The organism is Pseudomonas sp. B21-053 (genome assembly GCF_026016365.1).
In the GTDB taxonomy this organism is placed as follows: Bacteria; Pseudomonadota; Gammaproteobacteria; order Pseudomonadales; family Pseudomonadaceae; genus Aquipseudomonas; species Aquipseudomonas nunensis.
Map to the genome: position 1 here is coordinate 3,111,294 of NZ_CP087205.1, position 18,970 is coordinate 3,130,263.

At 58.4% G+C, this 18,970-nt stretch carries 17 protein-coding genes and 1 tRNA gene; 9 read left to right on the forward strand and 9 right to left on the reverse strand.

Annotation, left to right across the window (positions count from 1 at the left end):
• Positions 1-94: 94 nt before the first annotated feature.
• Entirely contained in the window at positions 95-1,138 is a 1,044-nt protein-coding gene (locus LOY68_RS14230; protein WP_265045353.1) for a hypothetical protein, read from the forward strand.
• A 50-nt stretch (positions 1,139-1,188) separates the two neighbouring features.
• Here the strand turns inward: LOY68_RS14230 and LOY68_RS14235 are convergent, their stop codons facing one another.
• Positions 1,189-2,265 carry a 3-deoxy-7-phosphoheptulonate synthase gene (locus tag LOY68_RS14235; RefSeq protein WP_265045355.1) on the reverse strand — a complete coding sequence of 359 codons (1,077 nt, stop codon included), beginning with the start codon at positions 2,263-2,265 and terminating at the stop codon, positions 1,189-1,191.
• Between the two features lie 627 nt (positions 2,266-2,892).
• On the opposite strand from LOY68_RS14235, the gene LOY68_RS14240 reads away from it, so the two are divergent.
• The 6 genes from LOY68_RS14240 to LOY68_RS14265 all read left to right on the forward strand — a co-directional run bounded on the left by LOY68_RS14240 (position 2,893) and on the right by LOY68_RS14265 (position 7,813).
• Positions 2,893-3,336: a GNAT family N-acetyltransferase gene (locus LOY68_RS14240; protein WP_265045357.1), complete on the forward strand. Its 444-nt coding sequence runs from the start codon at positions 2,893-2,895 to the stop codon at positions 3,334-3,336.
• A 126-nt stretch (positions 3,337-3,462) separates the two neighbouring features.
• Entirely contained in the window at positions 3,463-4,104 is a 642-nt protein-coding gene (gene uvrY, locus LOY68_RS14245; protein WP_082356623.1) for a UvrY/SirA/GacA family response regulator transcription factor, read from the forward strand.
• Between the two features lie 2 nt (positions 4,105-4,106).
• On the forward strand, positions 4,107-5,930 hold the full coding sequence (gene uvrC, locus LOY68_RS14250; protein ID WP_054046595.1) for an excinuclease ABC subunit UvrC: 1,824 nt from the start codon (positions 4,107-4,109) through the stop codon (positions 5,928-5,930).
• A gap of 32 nt (positions 5,931-5,962) precedes the next feature.
• Entirely contained in the window at positions 5,963-6,523 is a 561-nt protein-coding gene (gene pgsA, locus LOY68_RS14255) for a CDP-diacylglycerol--glycerol-3-phosphate 3-phosphatidyltransferase (protein WP_054046593.1), read from the forward strand.
• Between the two features lie 63 nt (positions 6,524-6,586).
• A tRNA-Gly gene (locus tag LOY68_RS14260) sits at positions 6,587-6,662 on the forward strand.
• A 278-nt stretch (positions 6,663-6,940) separates the two neighbouring features.
• The gene (locus LOY68_RS14265) at positions 6,941-7,813 is read left to right on the forward strand and encodes a DNA/RNA non-specific endonuclease (protein ID WP_265045361.1); all 873 of its coding nucleotides are present in this window, start codon (positions 6,941-6,943) and stop codon (positions 7,811-7,813) included.
• Between the two features lie 62 nt (positions 7,814-7,875).
• Here the strand turns inward: LOY68_RS14265 and LOY68_RS14270 are convergent, their stop codons facing one another.
• The 6 genes from LOY68_RS14270 to LOY68_RS14295 form a co-directional block, all read right to left on the reverse strand.
• On the reverse strand, positions 7,876-8,265 hold the full coding sequence (locus LOY68_RS14270) for a hypothetical protein (RefSeq protein ID WP_265045362.1): 390 nt from the start codon (positions 8,263-8,265) through the stop codon (positions 7,876-7,878).
• Between the two features lie 212 nt (positions 8,266-8,477).
• Positions 8,478-10,346, reverse strand: a complete 1,869-nt coding sequence (locus LOY68_RS14275) for a hypothetical protein (protein ID WP_265045364.1) — start codon at positions 10,344-10,346, stop codon at positions 8,478-8,480.
• Positions 10,347-10,532: 186 nt separating this feature from the next.
• Positions 10,533-12,659 carry a TonB-dependent receptor family protein gene (locus tag LOY68_RS14280; RefSeq protein ID WP_265045366.1) on the reverse strand — a complete coding sequence of 709 codons (2,127 nt, stop codon included), beginning with the start codon at positions 12,657-12,659 and terminating at the stop codon, positions 10,533-10,535.
• An 89-nt stretch (positions 12,660-12,748) separates the two neighbouring features.
• Complete coding sequence (locus LOY68_RS14285) at positions 12,749-14,158, reverse strand: amino acid permease (RefSeq protein WP_163909870.1); 1,410 nt, start codon at positions 14,156-14,158, stop codon at positions 12,749-12,751.
• A 151-nt stretch (positions 14,159-14,309) separates the two neighbouring features.
• Positions 14,310-15,365, reverse strand: coding sequence for an ornithine cyclodeaminase (locus LOY68_RS14290; protein ID WP_265045368.1), 1,056 nt, complete (start codon positions 15,363-15,365; stop codon positions 14,310-14,312).
• A 38-nt stretch (positions 15,366-15,403) separates the two neighbouring features.
• A complete protein-coding gene (locus LOY68_RS14295; protein WP_163909872.1) occupies positions 15,404-16,438 on the reverse strand; it encodes a histone deacetylase family protein in 1,035 nt (344 codons plus the stop codon).
• Positions 16,439-16,557: 119 nt separating this feature from the next.
• Between LOY68_RS14295 and LOY68_RS14300 the strand changes: the two genes are divergently transcribed.
• Both LOY68_RS14300 and LOY68_RS14305 read left to right on the forward strand, forming a co-directional pair.
• Entirely contained in the window at positions 16,558-17,058 is a 501-nt protein-coding gene (locus LOY68_RS14300; protein ID WP_054614961.1) for an Lrp/AsnC family transcriptional regulator, read from the forward strand.
• Positions 17,059-17,136: 78 nt separating this feature from the next.
• The gene (locus tag LOY68_RS14305) at positions 17,137-17,433 is read left to right on the forward strand and encodes a hypothetical protein (protein ID WP_265045370.1); all 297 of its coding nucleotides are present in this window, start codon (positions 17,137-17,139) and stop codon (positions 17,431-17,433) included.
• Positions 17,434-17,489: 56 nt separating this feature from the next.
• Here LOY68_RS14305 and LOY68_RS14310 read toward each other — a convergent pair whose 3' ends face one another.
• On the reverse strand, positions 17,490-18,116 hold the full coding sequence (locus LOY68_RS14310; protein ID WP_163909887.1) for an SGNH/GDSL hydrolase family protein: 627 nt from the start codon (positions 18,114-18,116) through the stop codon (positions 17,490-17,492).
• Between the two features lie 471 nt (positions 18,117-18,587).
• A complete protein-coding gene (locus LOY68_RS14315) occupies positions 18,588-18,851 on the reverse strand; it encodes a hypothetical protein (RefSeq protein WP_163909888.1) in 264 nt (87 codons plus the stop codon).
• Between the last annotated feature and the right edge of the window lie 119 nt (positions 18,852-18,970).

The window sequence follows — 18,970 nt, forward strand, 5'->3', positions numbered from 1 at the left end:
CCTGACATCGCCAAGCAGCGCAATGGGATTAAATAGGCTTCGTTCGATGCCGACCTGCGGGGCGGCAGATATTTCCAAGGAATGGAGTAGATGAATGGGTACCTATGAAGTGAATGCAGGAAAACTGTCACTGCCGGCCCCGCAGTTGATGCAGGCGGATAACGCGGTTCTCGATCCTGCTTGTAGAAAAGCCGTGGTCAAGGTCTTGCCTTATCCGGGCATGGCTAGCGGAGACAGGCTGGTGTTGCACTGGTCGGGGCTCGATGTCGAGGGGCAGGTCTATCAGCACGAAGTTTCGCAGTTCGTCAGTCAGGGGCAGGTAGACAAGGAGGTTGTCTTTCCCGTCGCCGGGGCACACATCGGCGTGCTGGATGGCGGTTCACTGGAGGTCTACTACACGCTGACCAGCCGTTCTTTACCCGACTCGGCGCAGTCCCGGCATTTGCAGTTGAATGTTGGCGATGCCCGCGCCAGTTTATTGCCGCTGGTTGTGAATGATGCCGTGGGCGGCACGCTCGACCCGGACCGGGTGGTTGAAGGTGCGCGCATTACGATTCGGCCTTACGCCCGGATGGCCGCCGGCGACCGCGTGGTACTGGTCTGGGAAAGTGTTACGCCGCAATTGAGCTTCAACGACAGGTTGAATATCGAAGCCTTTGCGGTGGGGCAGGAGCTCTCGTTTTGGGTCAGTCCAGAGTTCATTGCCCCTGGTCTCGGGTCGTCAGTGACGATCACGTACTGCATCGAGCAGCATGGACAGGCGCCGCTTTATTCGGAGCCGATGCGATTGTCCATCGGGCCGCTGCAGCGACCTCAGTTGGCAGCCCCCATCATATTGGAGGCCGAGGAAGGCTGGCTGGACCTGCAAGACTCGATTGATGGGGTGACCGTCGTAATTGACAATGCCCGAACCGAGGCGGGCGAGTTGGTGTATCTGAGGTGTGACGGTGTCCACTTCAGCCACCGGGATGAGCGGGACATTTGCCGGGAGATGGCGGGTGAGCCACTGGTGTTTATTGTGCCTTACCGATTCTGGAGAGAGCACCAGGACTCGACGGTTCGCGTCAGTTATTCGGTTGAACGACTGGACGATGCGAGCCAAGTGTCAGATGTGTCACTGGTTCAGGTGCAGGGGTAAGTCGCGTCGAGGCCCTCCAGTCTTCGATTGAAGACTGGAAGAGGCGTTGGTCATGCCAGCGGTGGGGCGCGCAACCGGTCAGCTGCCTGGCGCAGCAACTGTTCGGTCGCGCTCCAGCCGAGGCAGCCATCCGTTATCGATACACCGTATTGCAGGGACGAACTCAACGGTTGGCAGCCTTCGAACAGGTGACTTTCGATCATCATGCCGATCAGTGAGCGATCGCCTTGCACGCGTTGTTCGAGCACGTCGTTGAACACGGCTGGCTGACGCAATGGGTCTTTACCGCTGTTGGCGTGACTGCAATCGACCATGATCCGGGCCGGGATCTTGAGTTTGGCCAGATCGTGGTTGATACGGGCAACGCTATCGCGGTCGTAGTTCGGCCCGCGATGGCCTCCACGCAATACCAGGTGGGTGTCGGGATTGCCCGGCGTCTGGATGATTGCAGGATGCCCCTGGCTATCGACGCCGAAATGCCTGTGCGGGTGGGCTGCCGAGCGCATGGCATCGCTGGCAACTGTGACGCCGCCATCGGTGCCATTCTTGAAGCCCACTGGCATGCTCAGGCCGCTGGCCATTTCCCGGTGGATCTGCGACTCGGTGGTGCGTGCACCGATGGCGACCCAACTGAGCAAGTCATCGAAGTAACCGGCGGCCATCGGTTGCAGCAGTTCTGTGGCAATCGGCAAACCGAGGCGGAGCATTTCACGCATCAGTTCCCGAGACAGGGTCAGGCCACTGGCCATGTCATCGCTGCCGTCGAGTTGCGGATCATATGCCAGGCCTTTCCAGCCGACGGTGGTGCGGGGCTTTTCGACGTAGGCACGCATCACCAGAAGCATTTCGTCGCTGACTTCAGCGGCCAGGCGCGCGAGGTTAGCGGCGTATTCGAGGGCTGACTGGGGATCGTGAATGGAGCACGGGCCGACGATGACCAGCAAACGGGAGTCTTCACCGTTCAGGATGGCGCGTACCGCTTGGCGGTGGCTGGCGACCTGCTGAGTCAGGGCGGTGCTGAGTGGCAATTGCTGTTTGAGTTGCAATGAGCTGGGCAGACGCAGGGTCAGCGCTTCATTGGCCGGGCTCAAGGTGGACAGTGGCAAAGCAGAGACGGACGAGTTCATATTCATTCTTCCTGGGCTGGCGGCGGGTTCGCTCCCGCGTGCTCGGCCCTACTGGGGTGTTCGACAATTGGCCGGATTGGCTGCGTGTGTGTGCTTGCCACCTGTGGGTGACCGATCGGAGGCGGCAGGCTGTCCCGAGCGGAGGCTGGTAAATCGCCAGGCGGTAAAACTGTCGTGACGGTAATAAGTGGCGTAGTTCATTTTCTGGATCCTCAAGTTGTCTGGTATGTCGCTAAAAATTCTGGGGCTGAAAAAACAAAACCCCCGGTCGGGAGGCCGACCGGGGGTTGAGAATTCTCTGGTGGCGACCCGTTTAAAGTGGGCGCCGTGTGGGTATCAGGCGCGCCAGTGGCTAAACCAATACCCAAAATAAAAGCTGACCGGAGCACAAACGTCATTCGCCCGGGCAGCCGCCATCGAGCGCAGGGCGCTGACGGTACGAAGCTGTGAGAGGGCGTTGAACATGGTCTGTCTCCGATGAATGCGCCGAGCTTACTAGAGGGACGTAGGCAGATTCAATCAGAAAATACTATCGGGCGGCGACGGCGTTTTCTATCGCTTGAGTGCCTGAAGGGGTATGACACACTGGGCGCTTCGCTAAAAACCAATTTCGTTGCGGAGCGTTGAATGGTTTTCGAATTGCGTCAGGCGACAGCCCTGGATCTTGATTTTACTCGGGGCCTGACCTGTCAAAACATGCTGCGTTATTACATCCAGTACGACCTGTTATGGCTGGATGAAGCCTTTGACGTGGCTTGGTCGGGGCGGGAAAACTGGTTGATTGTGCAGGGCGACGTTCCGGTGGGTTATTGCAGCCTGAGTCGTGATGCCAGGGCCTTGTACATACGCGAGCTGCACGTAACCGAAGCATTTCAGGGGCAGGGCGCAGGTTCCTGGGCGATCGATCAGGTATTGGACATGGCCCGGACAGAACGACGACCAACCTTGCGCCTGACCGTCTTCAAAAATAATCCGGCGCAGGCGCTGTATCGGCGCATGGGGCTGGAGGTGGTCGGCGAGGACGAGTGTTTCCTGAGAATGCAGCGTGAAACGGATGCCCCTCATCGCTGAAACACGCAAGGAGCAAGCCTTGAAAGATGAATTGAAACTTTTTATATGACGCTTGCCGCTAGGTCTGCCAGTCGCTTTTTGCTAAGGTGTCGGCAACCCAATACGACCATATCGCGAGGTGTCTGCTTGATTAGGGTGCTAGTAGTCGATGACCATGATCTCGTTCGTACAGGCATTACACGAATGCTGGCTGACATCGATGGCCTGCAAGTAGTCGGCCAGGCCGAGTCAGGGGAGGAATCCCTGCTCAAGGCGCGTGAGTTGAAACCCGATGTGGTTCTGATGGACGTCAAGATGCCCGGGATCGGCGGTCTTGAGGCCACGCGAAAATTGCTGCGCAGTCATCCGGACATCAAGGTTGTCGCGGTCACTGTGTGCGAGGAGGATCCGTTTCCTACACGGCTGCTGCAGGCCGGGGCAGCGGGTTACCTGACCAAGGGCGCAGGCTTGCCGGAAATGGTCCAGGCCATTCGCCTGGTGTTTGCCGGGCAACGCTATATCAGCCCGCAAATTGCCCAGCAACTGGCGATCAAGTCATTCCAGCCAACCAATGATTCACCTTTCGATGCATTGTCGGAGCGCGAGATCCAGATCGCCTTGATGATTGTCGGCTGCCAGAAGGTCCAGATCATTTCCGACAAACTTTGCCTGTCGCCGAAAACCGTGAATACCTACCGCTACCGCATTTTCGAGAAGCTTTCGATCAGCAGCGATGTCGAGCTGACACTGTTGGCGGTGCGTCACGGCATGGTCGATGCCAATCTCTGAAAATGACTGAAGTCTTCGATCCGAGTGCATTCCTGTCGACAGTGAGCGGACGCCCCGGCGTCTATCGCATGTTCGATAGCGACGCGCGCCTGCTTTACGTCGGCAAGGCCAAGAATCTCAAGAAACGCCTGGCAAGTTACTTCCGCAAAACCGGTCTTGCGCCCAAGACTGCGGCATTGGTGGGGCGTATCGCCCAGGTCGAAACCACGATCACGGCCAACGAAACCGAAGCCTTGTTGCTTGAGCAGACGCTGATCAAGGAATGGCGTCCGCCCTATAACATTCTGCTGCGCGACGACAAATCCTATCCTTATGTTTTCCTCTCGGATGGCCAGTTTCCACGCCTGAGCATCCATCGCGGCGCGAAGAAGGCCAAGGGCAAGTATTTCGGGCCGTATCCAAGTGCAGGCGCCATCCGCGAGAGCCTGAGCCTGCTGCAAAAGACCTTTTTTGTTCGTCAGTGCGAAGACAGCTATTACAAGAATCGCACGCGACCCTGCCTGCAATACCAGATCAAGCGCTGCAAGGCGCCGTGCGTCGGGCTGGTAGAGCCGCAAGTGTATGCCGAGGACGTTCGGCATTCGGTGATGTTCCTTGAAGGGCGCAGCAATGCGCTGACAGACGAGCTGTCCGCCGGAATGGAGGAGGCGGCGATCAACCTCGAGTTTGAGCGCGCAGCCGAATTGCGCGACCAGATTTCATTGTTGCGTCGGGTTCAGGACCAGCAAAGCATGGAAGGCGGGACGGGCGACATCGATGTGATCGCCGCGTTCGTCAATCCGGGCGGCGCCTGTGTCCACCTGATCAGCGTGCGTGGCGGCCGGGTGCTCGGCAGCAAGAACTTCTTCCCGCAAGTGGGGATTGAAGAAGACGTTTCCGAAGTCATGGCAGCGTTTTTGGGCCAGTACTACATCACCAGTCCGGAACGGGACTTGCCGAGCGAGCTGATCGTCAACGTGGTTCACGACGATTTCCCGGTGCTGATCACCGCCATCGACGAGCTCCGCGGTCGCGAATTGTCCATCAGCCATCGGGTTCGTGGTACGCGAGCACGCTGGCAGCAGTTGGCGGTCACCAATGCGGAGCAGGCATTAAGCGCGCGGCTGGCCAATCGTCAGCACGTCGCGGCACGTTTCGAAGCACTGGCCGAGGTCCTGAACCTGGATGAACCGCCGCAGCGCCTGGAATGCTATGACATCAGTCATTCCAGCGGCGAAGCCACCGTGGCGTCCTGCGTGGTGTTTGGTCCGGAAGGCCCGATCAAGTCCGATTACCGTCGCTACAACATCGAGGGCGTGACGCCCGGTGACGATTACGCGGCCATGCACCAGGCGCTGACCCGACGTTTCAGCAAGTTGAAGGACGGCGAGGGCAAGCTGCCGGATATTTTGCTGGTGGACGGCGGTAAAGGGCAGCTTTCGATGGCCCGGGACGTGCTCAATGAACTGGCGGTGCCCGACCTGATTTTGTTGGGCGTGGCCAAGGGCGCTACGCGCAAGGCCGGTTTTGAAACCCTGTACCTGAATGACGCTGCACACGAATTCACGTTGCGCGGTGATTCCCCTGCGCTGCATTTGATCCAGCAGATTCGCGACGAAGCTCACCGTTTCGCCATTACCGGGCACCGGGCACGGCGCGGCAAAACCCGCCGCACGTCCACGCTTGAGGGCGTCGCAGGGGTAGGGCCGACACGTCGGCGCGATTTGTTGAAACATTTTGGTGGATTGCAGGAGCTGTCTCGTGCCAGCATCGAAGAGATCGCCAAAGCACCCGGGATCAGTAAAAAGCTCGCTGAGTCGATTTATGCAAATCTGCACAGCGAGTAGAATGCCAACTCACCTCGTAGCCAGTTGTGCCGATGAATATCCCTAATCTGATTACCGTTCTACGCGTCCTGCTCATCCCGATCTTTATTTTACTGTTCTACCTGCCTTACCAATGGAGCTACCTGGCCTCCAGTTCGGTCTTCGCATTCGCCGCTGCCACTGACTGGCTCGATGGATACCTGGCCCGTCGTCTGGAACAAAGCACTCCGTTCGGGGCCTTCCTCGATCCGGTGGCCGACAAGTTGATGGTCGCCGTTGCGCTGGTGTTGCTGGTGCAAGAACACGGCAACCTGTGGCTCACGCTGCCGGCTGCGGTCATTATTGGTCGCGAGATCGTCGTCTCGGCGTTGCGAGAGTGGATGGCCGAACTCGGCGCCCGCGCTCACGTTGCTGTGTCGAACCTGGGCAAATGGAAAACCGCCGCGCAAATGCTCGCACTGGTGATCCTGTTGGCCAACCCGTCGGACTTCACGTTCTGGGTGTTGGTGGGTTACGCCTTGTTGCTGGTGTCGGCAGGCCTGACTTTGTGGTCCATGGTCCAGTATCTGCGGGCTGCCTGGCCGCATCTGAAGACCGATGTAGAAAAGAAATAAAACTTTTTTGAATCAAGGGGTTGACGGGGCTTCTGGATTCTATAGAATGCGCCACACCAAGACGCGGGAATAGCTCAGTTGGTAGAGCACGACCTTGCCAAGGTCGGGGTCGCGAGTTCGAGTCTCGTTTCCCGCTCCAAATACAGAAAAAGCGCCACTCAATGAGTGGCGCTTTTTTTGCGTGTTTTTCAGCAGCGGCATTGAACGTAAAGGCCCCGGCCCCTCAGGCACTAAGGTGATTTCCTATGGTCAATACGTCCCGCACGACCGTCAGCGGTCGTGGTTTCGCATCGGTATTTTGATCAAGGACAGTGAAAGCATGCTCGCCGCAAGATAATCACAATCACCTCCGCCCGGTTCCGTAAATCGGGACTCGTCGCACGTTTACTCCTCAATCCAAATCGAAGAATTTAAAGCATGCACCTACGCAAAATTGCAGTTGGGCTGTCGGCCCTTGTTTTGCTCTCGACTGGCGCAGAAGCCCGCAGTCTGCTGGATCTCCTCAAGCCGGCCACCCAGCACCAGACCCAAACGTCCCACTCGGGCTCGATCAACCAGAACGCGGCACTGGACCTCTATTCAAGCAAACAGAAACAGCCCTCGTTCGACGGTTGCGCCGATCTGTTTCCGGCAGCCAAACCGATCAACACCGCCACTGTGCCGGCCACCATGAAACCCTTGGCGCTGTGTTCCGACAACTTTGCTGTGCTGTACTCGCAGACCAGCAGGACGCCGCTGGTGGTGGTCGAACGTCTGAATGCCGCCCAACTGCGGGATGCCAAAGGAGAGGAACGTACCAATCAGTTTTATCCGGACCCGCGCATCCCCAAGAGTGGGCGGGCAGAGTTGAGCGATTACCGTAGTCAGCATCCGGCCGTGGATCGTGGTCATCAATCCCCGGCGGCCGATGCACCCAGCGCCAATGCCATGGCCCAATCCTTTGCGCTGTCGAACATGGTGCCGCAAGACCCCACCAACAACCGGAAGATCTGGAGCAAGGTCGAAGCTGATGTGCGCAAGTTTGCCAAGCGCGCCAATGGCAATGTCTATGTCTTTACCGGCCCGCTGTTTGACTCAGGCCACAGCACCATCGGCGATAACAAGGTCTGGGTCCCGACGCGGCTGTTCAAACTGGTGTACGACGCATCGTCCCAGCGTGCCTGGGCCTACGTGTTGCCTAACGCGGAAACCCGTATCGAGAGACCGATGGACTACGAGACGTTTGTGAAGAGTACCGGGCTCAAGTTGCTGGGCAATCTACCGGTCACAGGTTCGGTAGGGCGCTCGTAAAACAAAAGGGGACAGATCAATATCTGTCCCCTTTTTTTGTCGCCGCGAATGCACAGGCGTGATTAGCGCCAATGGCTCAAAGGCGATGTATCCAAGGCGTGCCACGCGTCGGTATTGCCCAGTTGATCCTTCGTCAGCCAGAGCCCCGCACTCGGGCTCAGTGCCTCGGCTGGAAGCGCCAACAGGTCGCTCAATTTCAGCACGGTCATTGAGCCCCGGTCTGCTTCATCCTCGGCTTCCCAGTCACGCAGAAACACCCGCACTTTCAAGACCTCGGCATTAAAACTCTCAAATTGAGGTCGATTGCGCAGTCGCTGCGGTGACTGCCTCAAGGTTCGCTCCTGGACATCCAGCAACAGGATCTGCCAAGCCGAACGACCTTCGTGGTCATCTTCGACGTCGGTATGCAGTCGGGTCAGCGCAAGATAACGGGCATCCTCGGACCAGATCATCGAGGGCGCGAGATTGCCGATGGCGCAACCGGACGCTGTCAGCAAATGTCCGCCCAAGCGTGGGCTCTGCACGCGCAGCCAACTGTCGGCATATTCCGTTTCACAACCGAACAGCCACGCGGCATCTTTGCCCGTAGGCGCTGGCTGGATAAAGTTGCCGTCGGCTATTGCAGACTGTGGTTGCTTGACCAGACGCCAATCGGGGAGGGCGCTCAGGCCTTGTTGGCTGACTTCCAGCTCGCACTGCTCGTAGTAAAGTCGCGAGTCCGGTCGATACTGAGAAAATTCAGCGGCATCGTCCGCCTCGGGGGCGATTGATCGAAGCGCTGCAACGGACTGCTGGGCCGATCCTGATCCAGGCGACCGCGAATCACTGCCAGGCTCAATCGCGGTCCACGGAAGTCCAGCAAGCGTGCGGCCAGCAGAGGCGGACTGTTCAGCAATTGTCGTTCCTGAGCGTCGGCTACCACTACGTAACCAGCGGAAGCGGGCGGCAGAGTGAACGGGATCAGGGCGATGTAGCGTCCGGTGTCTGAAACGCGATGATCGAGCAACCAGACGCCCGGTAACGTCCAATCGCCAATCGTGCAGGTATAACCCCCGAGTCCCAGGCTGTTGTCTTGCTGCCAGCGAAAGTGAGCCCGCGTCTTGCCCGTCACGGGTGCCGACTCGAGCATCGTCGCGCCGCGCTGTCCATCACCCGCCAGCGGCACGGCCAACTGCACTTGAGTCAGCAGCCGCTCCGCAACCTGTATCCGGCCGTTCGGCGCATGACCGACCTGGGAGTCGCAGTCGCTGTGGATGCTGTGCAAGCCATAACCGTAGAGGCCGTGATCAGGCTGGGGATAGTCGAAGTAGGACGATAGCCGTAGGTAATGGTCATCCAGCGCCAGGGATTCGCTCCATCCCATCGAGGGTTCGCTGTCAGCGGCTATCCATGGGCACGGCAGGGTTTGCCAGCCACGGTCCGCGTGCCAGAGCCAATAGTCGAGCGCTTGGTCTTCACCCATTCGCGCACGGCAACCGAAAGAGCGGCTATCGGGATTCCAGATGATTGCGGTATCGGCCCTGATCAGTAACGAAGTGGGCTCACCGTTGATGTCCACGCGGTATTCCGGGTACCTCAACGGGTCGCAAGGCTGCGGCAATTCGCGCAAGCTCGCCGGCAGCGCCAGGTGGGCATCCAGGTGTTGCTGAGCATCGGGAGACGTATGTCGGAGCGTTTCGTGAGCGAGGTTTGTTAGCCAGTCACCCGGCTCGAGCCATAGGTCAGCAACGGGCACCAGATCGATCCGTTCAGCCGTCGCCAGCAGTTGCTCCAGGCTGATTTGCCGTGCGCCATTGTCCAGGAGCGGGCTGTAACGCCCACTCAGCGTGCCGTTGTTAAAGGCATCCAGTTCCCAGAATTCATCGCAGGAACACAGATAGAGCTGACGCAACTGGCGATCCAGAATCACCAAGCCCCAAGCCTGGCGCGAGGGTAAGGGGGCAGCGAAATAACGTCCGTCATTGGAGAACCGCGCCGACGATCCAAGGCCCTGGAGAAGCACGCCATCGGGGAACAGGTAGTCGCACAGGACCGGTCCGCCCATGGCGATTTCACTGTAGTTGAACACCCTGATGGGTTCGCCCTCGGGAGTTTGTCGGGGTTCGTCCCCGCCCCAGGCACTGGCGCCGCCGGAAGACTGACCTCCCGACAGCGGTGACGGCTTGGCCGACGTCTTTTCGACCAAGCCAAAGCGTTTTTCCAGATGACTGACGCACGCCAGTCCGAAGAACATTACGACCGCCGCCCCCGCAATGTCCCAGTACGCCGGCAACGCCCGGCCCAGATTAAAACCCAGTCCGATGGCGGCGGAGGTCATTAACCTTGCGACCCCTCGACCGGTTCGTAACCAGCCAAGCCGTGCGGTCAGCCACATCAAGGCCGCACAAACCAGCACCACACCGAGCGCCCACAGCAACGGTATGACCGTCACGAGGAAAATCGGGATCAACAGCACGGCGATTTGCCAAAGCAGATCGAGCAATAATCGCGGCAGGCTTTTTTCGTCAGCGTGTTGATCGGAAGAGTGGGGCACCGTTACCTCGGCAATAGATGGGCGATCTCAAAGCAGGCGGGTCTTGCGACCCGGAGAGTTAACAGGGGAATCGGCGTTCCGGCAACTCAGCGCTCATCCTCGGTATCGGGCTCGACAGCCGACTCTTCCTTTTCGGGAGGGGCAGGCCAAGTCGCGGGAATTAAGTGATAGCCCCGCGCGAAGGTCTCAGAGCAAACTCCACGACATCCCGACGTAGACGCCCAGACCCTCGCCCGGCGTCGAGCGTGCGGCGTCCAGACCTTTGTCGTCGTAGCCCGGTGTGACGGTGGCGGCGTAGTGCTTGTTGGTCAGGTTGCGCAGGTCCAGCCAGGTCTGCCAGTCGCCCTTGGGGGCGTTGTAGCCGAGGGTTGCACCGAAGGTCGCGTATGGATCGGCGTAGTAACTGTTGGCGTAATCCACTGCGACCTTGGACACCCACTGCGTGTTGAGTGCAGTGAAGAACCCCTGGGGCCAGTCGTAGCGCAGCTCGCCCTGGTAATAGTGCATCGGCAGGCCCGGCAAGCGGTTGTCGCCGAAGCGGTCGTCGTCGCGGTAGTGGAAGTCGCTGAAGGTATAGCTCTGGCGCAGGCTCAAGTGGCCGCCGTCGTCCCGCGACCATAGATTGCTCTGCAGGCTGGCTTCGACGCCTTGGTGCACGGTGGGGCTGGCGTTGAGTTCGTAAGGCGTGGTGGCGTTGGCGTCCGGTAATACCGAGAGCAATTCGTGGTGCACTTGGGCGTAATACCAGGCCAGGCTCCATTGCCCCATCGTGCTGTCGCCGCGACCGCCGAGTTCCAGAGTGGTAGCGGTCTGGTTTTGCAGCTTGATCGGATCGCGCTGGGCGCCGGTGGCGGCACCGCTGCCGGCCGGGAATCGAATGTTGGAGCTGTAGATCAACGACCAGGGATGCGGTGCTTCGACCGAGCGACTGAGGTTGCCGAACAGTTGCAGATCAGGTGTCAGTTGGCAGCGCAGGCCGAGGCGCGGGGCGTAGTCCCAGTCGTTCTGGCTGGTCTTGCCTCCGTCTTGCGGGTAGGTCACGGCGCTTTCGCGACGGGTGTAAATCGCGGCGAGGCCGGTGGTCAGCCACAGGTCATCGGCGATTTCCAGGTCATTGCCCACATGCAGGACGGTGTCCGAACCTTGATAAGTGAAGTTGCGGATGTGCGTGCCCGGCGCGTAGCCAGCAGTGTTGCCGGTGGGGATGCGCACTAGTTCACTGGCGCCGTCATTCGGCAGATGCTTGGTCACGCGCAAACCCACAGTGCTACGGCTTTCCAGGCCCCAAAGCGTGTCGCGGCGTTTGTAGTCGAACGTGCCGCTGACGTCCGAGTAGGCGACCTTCAAGCGGTTCGGTCCCTCGCGCAAATCCATCGGATAGTCGTGGTAGACCAGGCCGGTCTGGATGCTCGAATCGTCATCGATGTAGTACGTGGTCTTGTTGCCGAAAAAGGTGCTGCCGGGTTGCTTGCGGCTGTCGTCTCGCGTCACGTAGGCGGGGTTGGCTGCGCGTGGATCATGCTCGATGGAGTGCTTGGTCACGCGGCCGGCGAGGTCGTTGTCGGTCTGGCGATAGCGCAGGTAGAAACGCGTTTCCAGGTTCGGATTGAAGCGATAACCGAAGTTGGCGATCACACCCTGGCTCTCGCTGGCGGTGTGATCCTGATAGCCATCGGCGCGCGCATCGGTCATGGCGACGTAGTAGTCGAAGTTGCCCAGCACCTGCCCGGAGCTGATCTGGCGCTGCTGATAACCATGGCTGCCCATCGCGTAACGCACCTGCAACTTCGGTGCGTTGTAGCCGGTGTGGCTGACGTAATCGATGGCCCCGCCCAAGGCCAGGGCGCCCCGGTCGAAACCGTTGGCGCCGCGCAGCACTTCCACATGGTCGAGCCACAACGGTTCGAGCAATTCATACGGCGTGCCACCGGGGCCGGTCAAAGGCAAGCCGTCGAGCATCGCGTACAACCCCGAAGCATGCGCGCCCGGTGCCCGGTTGATGCCCGAACCCCGAACCGAAATCTTCACCCCTTCATTCCCCGCCGACTGGGCGTACACCCCCGGCTGATACGCCAGCACATCCTGATTACTGGCCACGCGGCCCTGCAACGGGCGGCGCAGGTCAACCACGTTAGTGCCGCCGGGGACCTCCGCAAGCCGCGCCTTGGCGTTCTCCACTGACGCGTCTTCACCGCTCAAATCCTCCGCGCCAATCAGCACCTGTCCAAGCTCCAGGCCTTCGGCTTCGGCGAAGGCTGGACAAACAAGCGCCAGGCCCAGCAGCGCAGCGGGCAAGGATTTGGGCGAGGGCATGGGAAAACTCCAGACGTACAGGAACGGGCAGTGAAGAACTGCGACGTCAGTAAGAACGAAGGAAACACATGGGGATTTTGTTTTTCGGGTTAAAGATTCGCCGAAACCACAGCGGATCTCAGCTTTCTGGAATGGGTCAGCTGATAAGCAATGGCCAGCCAGATGAACCAGCCCGGCATGACCATCAAGGCAATGCGCGTGTCAGGTCTGAGTGCCAGAAGGCACAGGACAAAGCCCAGGAACGCCAGCGAGAACCAGGCCATCGGCACGCCGCCAGGCATCTTGTAGATGGATTGCGCATGCAGGTCGGGCCGGCGTTTGCGATAGGCAATGTACGACGCGAGGATGGTCGACCAGGTGAAAATCACCAGGATTGCCGACACGGTCGAGACGATGGTAAACGCGGTCATCACCTCTGGCACGATGAACAACAGCAGCACACCTATCAGCATCAACAGCGTGGTAAACGCCAGGCTCAGCAGCGGCACGCTATTGCCCGACAGGCGCCGGAAAATCCCGGGAGCGTTGTCTTGACTGGCCAGGCCAAACAACATGCGGCTGGAAGAAAACACGCCGCTGTTGGCCGATGAAGCAGCCGACGTCAGCACCACAAAATTGACGATGCCGGCGGCGGCGGGAAACCCTGCAACCAGAAACAGTTCAACGAAAGGGCTCTTGTTCGGCGACACCTGTTGCCACGAGGTCACCGCAATAATGCACGTCAGTGCCAGCACATAGAACAGGATGATTCTCAGCGGAATCGAGTTGATGGCTTTGGGCAGGGTCTTCTCGGGGGCGCGGGTTTCGGCGGCTGCGGTGCCGATCAGCTCGGTGCCGGCAAAGGAGAAGATCGCCATCTGGAACCCGGCAAAGAAACCAAACAGGCCGTTGGGAAAGGCTGCCTGTTTATCCAGCAGATGATTCAGCGATGCCGTCACGCCACTGGGGGACACGAATGAGCTGGCAATCATCACGATGCTGACGCCGATCAGGGTGACGACGGCAATGATTTTGATGATCGCAAACCAGAACTCCACTTCACCGAAGAGCCTGACGGTCAGCACGTTCAAAGCGAACAGCGTCATCAACATCCCGATGGCCGGGATCCACGCGGGCACATCCGGGAACCAGTACTGGAAGAATCCGCCGACCACGACGGCATCGCCCACCACCGCGACACTCCAGCTCAGCCAATACGACCAGCCGAGGAAGAACGCCGCTCGCGGGCCGAGGTAGGCGCCGGCAAAATCGGCGAAGGTTTTGAAGTTCAGGTTGGAGAGCAACAGTTCGCCCATGGCGCGCATGACGAAGTAGACGAACAACCCGATGATCATATAAATCAGGATGATCGAGGTGCCAGAGAGGGCAATGATCTTTCCGGAACCCATGAACAGGCCGGTACCGATGGCGCCTCCCATGGCCATTAATTGAATGTGTCGATTGCTGAGCGTGCGCTGCAACGCGGGCTGTTCAACCCGTTCGGCTGGAGTCGATTTCATTACAAAACCTCTTGATTTTATGTTTTTGAGTTTTGGCAGAAAAGTGGGTGTCTGACGTTCTTGTTAGGGGTGCAACGGTTACTCACGGTGGTGGTTTGGCGTGGCAGGGTGACCCCCTGGCGCTTTGCTCAGGGGGCGTCATCGATGGCTATCAGCTGACTGTGCGCAGGCGCGAAGCGGCGGTTGCGGGCTGCGGGTCCAGCAGTTGATAGAGGTTTTTTATGTTGGCTGGCGTCGGCACCAGATGGATGCGCTCGCCGATGGCATGCTCCCGCGCCAGGTCGTGCACGTAGCGCAGGGACGAAAAGTCTTCCAGGGCAAAGCCCACCGAATCGAACACGGTGACTTGTGCATCGCTCTCGCGGCCCGGGACTTCGCCCTGGACAATTCGGAAAAACTCTATGACGGGGAAGTCGGGCTCCAGTTGCTGGATATCGCCTTCAATCCGGGTCTGCGCTTCAAACTCAACGATCACCCGGGCACTGCGCAGAATGTCGGCGTGCAGTTCGGTTTTACCCGGGCAGTCACCGCCGACCGCGTTGATGTGCATGCCGGGCTCGATCATCTCGGGGGTCAGAATCGTCGCGTAGGCTTTGTCCGCGGTGACGGTGGTGACGATGTGCGCGCCCTTGACCGCGTCCTGTACCGAGCTGGCCAGAATCACCTTGATGTCCGGGAATGCGCTCAGGTTGTGCTTCAACTTGAGTGACGCCTCGCGGTCGATATCGAAAATGCGCAGTTCCTTGATCGACAGCATTTCATGGAAGGCGAGGGCCTGGAATTCGCTCTGCGCGCCGTTGCCGATGATTGCCATGATGCTTGCATCGGGACGTGCCAGGGACTTCGCAACCAGGGCAGAGGTCGCGGCAGTGCGCACGGCGGTGGTCAGCGTCAGTTCACTGAGCAAGGTCGGATAGCCACTGTGAACGTCGGCCAGAACCCCGAAGGCCATGACCGTAAGCAAGTTCCTTTGACCGTTGTCCGGGTGGCCATTCACGTATTTGAACGAGTACTGCTGGCCATCGTCGGTCGGCATCAACTCGATCACACCGTCGGCCGAATGATTGGCGGTGCGGGGCGACTTATCAAACTGTGCCCAGCGCGAATAGTCGGCTTCGATGTACGCCGCCATTTCGCGGATGGCGCGGCGGATTCCGACCTTGGCGAACAGGCGTGCGACATGATCGACGTCTACGAAAAGAGTCATGTTTTTATTCTCCGATTCAGTGGTTGAAGCGCTGCGATTCAGGCGCGTTTGCTCTCGTAGCCATGCAGCACGTTGACTGCATTGATGCCGATTTCATCGACCATGTAGCCGCCTTCCATCACAAACAGGGTGGGGCAGCCAACGCCCGCGATCAGCTCGCCGATGCCGACGAAATCTTCGCTTTCCAGCAGGAAATGGCTGATGGGGTCGTCCTTGAACGTGTCGACGCCGAGTGAGATAACCAGCACTTCAGGGGCAAATTGCTGGAGTTTCTTGCAGGCGTGGAGCAAGGCGTTGCGGTAGCTTTCCCAGGTGGTGTTTTTCGGCAATGGATAGTTGAGGTTGTAGCCTTCGCCTTGGCCGGCGCCGACTTCATGGCTGAAGCCTGAGTAGTACGGATAAGAGACACTGGGTTCGCCGTGCAGCGAGACAAACATGACGTCGCTGCGCCCGTAGAAAATGTTCTGGGTGCCGTTGCCATGATGAAAGTCGACGTCCAGCACGGCGACACGTTCGGCGCCTTGGGTAATGGCCTGCTGTGCGGCAATCGCTGCGTTGTTGAGATAGCAATAACCGCCCATGTATTCGCGTGCCGCGTGATGGCCGGGTGGTCGGCACAGGGCAAAGGCACTGTCGTGACCTTCATCGATCAGCGCCAGCCCGGTCAGCGCGATATCGGCGCTGGTTTTCACCGCTTGCCAAGTGGTGGCGGTAATCGGCGAGCCGGCGTCCATGGCGTAGAAACCCAGCTTGCCGTCGATGAACGTCGGCACTTGCTCGTTGGCCAGATCGCGCACTGGCCATACCAGCGGCAAGGCATCGTGGGTGCGCCCGGTTGCGCACCATTCAGACCAGGCGGATTCCAGAAAGGCAACGTAGCGCTCGCTGTGCGCGTTGACATAACAGGAGCGGTCAAACGCTCGCGGTTCGATGATCTGGCCAAGCCCTACCTGCTTGACCCGATGATGCACGGTATCGGCGCGACTCGGCTGTTCAAAAGATGGCTTGAGCACGCCATCTTTTAATTCGGTGCCGTGGTGCAAACGGTGGGAATCACTGAAAACTGTAAACATTGTGCGCATCCGTTGATGTGAACCAGTGCAAATATTTTGTTCTGGTACGGAGGCGAATTCTTTGCTTTTTATTCAGGCTTTGGTGGATATTGCGGGAGGTTTTACTCAGGAATGGCGAAATGAAGAAAAAAACATCCAAACGCATCAGTCTCGACGACACCGACCTGGCGATACTCGCGCTGCTGCAAGAGGATGCGAGTATCTCCAACGCCGATCTCAGTGAACGTCTGTCATTAAGCCTGACGCCGTGCTGGCGGCGGCGTAAGCGAATGGAGGAGGCGGGCGTGATCAAGGGCTATCAGGCCAACCTTGATCGACGCATGCTGGGGCTCGATATCCTGGCGTTCGTGCATATCCGTTTCTCCACCCATGCCGACCACGCTCCGGACGCCTTCGAGGCGGTGATTGCGCAACTGCCGGAAGTGTTGTCCTGCCACAAGATCACCGGGGATGCCGATTACGTGCTGCAAGTGTTGGCAGAGGATCTTGATAGCTACAGTGACTTTATCGAGCAGGTACTACGGCGTCAGGTGGGCATTGCCTCGATCCAGTCCAGCCTGGCGTTGCGCGAGGTCAAGACCAGCAACCGTATAGCGATACCCAAAGCCAGCAGGGAGTGAAAAGTTGAGTCAGGTCGCGCGATCCAGAATCGATTGCGCGCGAAGTTTGTCGCGCGCATCGGCAGAAAGGGGAATTAGATGAGGCCGTTCATCGGAACTCTCGCACGATCAGGCAGTTGGCAAGTCGATGTAGTAGCCCCAAAAAAACAGGTTCCTATGCGATCACTAATTCTCGAAGTACCCAATGGGCGCGAGCTCATTGATGAGCTTGACGATGCGACCGCCCTGATGATGTCCATCCCGGTCAATTTCATCGGCGGCACCCGGTGGCAGGAAGCCTCCAGCAGACAGCAGCAAGCCTTCATAAAATGGCGCGACTATCTTCATCACATGGCTGATGGGCGGGTGCGTGTAGAGATACTGAAAGTCGCCTGAGCCAATGGTTTCGGGTAGATGAGCCAGGCCGGCGACGAACGTCGGCGTGTCAATTATCAGCTCATCAGCCCATCCAGGACGCCGGCGGCTATCGAGCCCTTGACGCTGTAAAGTATGTTCCCCGGGTGACCATTATCCGCCATCAAATTGCGCCAGTTCGGCTGATAGTCGTAAATCACGCGGTAGTAGTCGATTAACGGGACATTGAACCACGACGCAAAGCTTTCGATAGCCACTTGAATGTTGGATAGCTGCTGCAGATTTGGATGATTGATTGGGTTTGGCGTGCATACCACCAATACCTTTCCGTGTGCTTCGAAAGTCTCTTTGATCTTCTGTAGATACCAGCCGAAGTCTGCAGCACTGGTGGACTTGGTAGCGTCGTTAATTCCAATTTCCAGCACACCGATGTCCATGGCCTGGTACTCCGGCGTGGCAAAACGTGCCTCCATCGATGGCATTGTCGGTTTTGTCGCAGTTGCCGGAGAACCGCTATACCAGTCGGCGATGCCGCTGGAACTCGTCCCGTCGTTGTGGCTGACAACGGACGACTCGCCAAACTTCGCCTTGAGCAGTCTTGTCGCCGTGTAGACGGTATTATCGGGTGCGACAACCCAACTCTCATCGGGGAGTTTTGTGGCGCCGATGGTGGTGGAATCACCCATCCATCTGATTGTCTTCATCTTGAAATCCTTCAGTATCGTCTGGCGCGCCGATGGTCCGCAGTGCGAATTGAGTTAGAGGTGGTGAACGTTGTCCCGGCACCTGTTGCCCCTTATGCCAGGGCGGTAGGGCATTGGCTTGCGGAAGATTAACCACTTTTGCAGCAAGCAATACTATCGACACTTCAGTGTTTTCGCTATCGCCCGCCAGCGCCGAACTCGGTGGCGGCCGCTTTGTTGTTGATCAGTTATCGCCAGTAGAGTGGCTCGCCAATCCAGCCTTCGTACCACGTTCACACGCAATATCGTGCGTTGAAGCTGGGGGCTTGGTACATATCAATTGCGCAGGCGCCGAGGAGGGCCGGCGAGGGCGGGGCGAAGAGCTGTTTGGCTTTGGGATGTATACGGTCGGCAGGACGCCGAAGAAGGCTGGATGTGTTTTGATTTTGTGGGCTGCGTCCTGCTGGCTTGGGTCCGCAGCCCGAGACGATCTTATTTTTGCCAGTTATCAATAAGCCATTTCAATATTTCAGAACGCTTATGAACGGTGTCAGGCAGCTTGGTCTTGATCAGACGCTCAGCGTTCAGTGCCTGGGCCTTCTCCGAGCAGATGCTATTAAGAAAACGCAGCACCTCATAGCCTTCGTTCCGATCCACTTTATCTTGATCCGGTTTGCCGATGTAATGAGGATTATCCCCTGAATCTGCCGACCAGCTGTAGGTATAGGCGAGTTGGCTCTTCGTGATTGCAGACATGTTCTCTCCCTTGGTGTAATGGCCAGATGCCTCTGTCCCATGACAAGGGTGTAATAAAACACCTCAAAATTGCAATTTGAATTTTTGCCATGTTGTGCAGATCGTGCAAAAAGCGGATC

Coding starts and splice junctions, on each gene's coding strand:
- pgsA (WP_054046593.1), top strand. CDS start 5,963: ATGAATATCCCTAATCTGATTACCGTTCTACGCGTCCTGCTCATCCCG.
- LOY68_RS14290 (WP_265045368.1), bottom strand. CDS start 15,365: ATGACTCTTTTCGTAGACGTCGATCATGTCGCACGCCTGTTCGCCAAG.
- LOY68_RS14285 (WP_163909870.1), bottom strand. CDS start 14,158: ATGAAATCGACTCCAGCCGAACGGGTTGAACAGCCCGCGTTGCAGCGC.
- LOY68_RS14235 (WP_265045355.1), bottom strand. CDS start 2,265: ATGAACTCGTCCGTCTCTGCTTTGCCACTGTCCACCTTGAGCCCGGCC.
- LOY68_RS14295 (WP_163909872.1), bottom strand. CDS start 16,438: ATGTTTACAGTTTTCAGTGATTCCCACCGTTTGCACCACGGCACCGAA.
- LOY68_RS14240 (WP_265045357.1), top strand. CDS start 2,893: ATGGTTTTCGAATTGCGTCAGGCGACAGCCCTGGATCTTGATTTTACT.
- uvrC (WP_054046595.1), top strand. CDS start 4,107: ATGACTGAAGTCTTCGATCCGAGTGCATTCCTGTCGACAGTGAGCGGA.
- LOY68_RS14230 (WP_265045353.1), top strand. CDS start 95: ATGGGTACCTATGAAGTGAATGCAGGAAAACTGTCACTGCCGGCCCCG.
- LOY68_RS14305 (WP_265045370.1), top strand. CDS start 17,137: ATGAGGCCGTTCATCGGAACTCTCGCACGATCAGGCAGTTGGCAAGTC.
- LOY68_RS14300 (WP_054614961.1), top strand. CDS start 16,558: ATGAAGAAAAAAACATCCAAACGCATCAGTCTCGACGACACCGACCTG.
- LOY68_RS14310 (WP_163909887.1), bottom strand. CDS start 18,116: ATGAAGACAATCAGATGGATGGGTGATTCCACCACCATCGGCGCCACA.
- LOY68_RS14265 (WP_265045361.1), top strand. CDS start 6,941: ATGCACCTACGCAAAATTGCAGTTGGGCTGTCGGCCCTTGTTTTGCTC.
- LOY68_RS14315 (WP_163909888.1), bottom strand. CDS start 18,851: ATGTCTGCAATCACGAAGAGCCAACTCGCCTATACCTACAGCTGGTCG.
- LOY68_RS14280 (WP_265045366.1), bottom strand. CDS start 12,659: ATGCCCTCGCCCAAATCCTTGCCCGCTGCGCTGCTGGGCCTGGCGCTT.
- LOY68_RS14270 (WP_265045362.1), bottom strand. CDS start 8,265: ATGATCTGGTCCGAGGATGCCCGTTATCTTGCGCTGACCCGACTGCAT.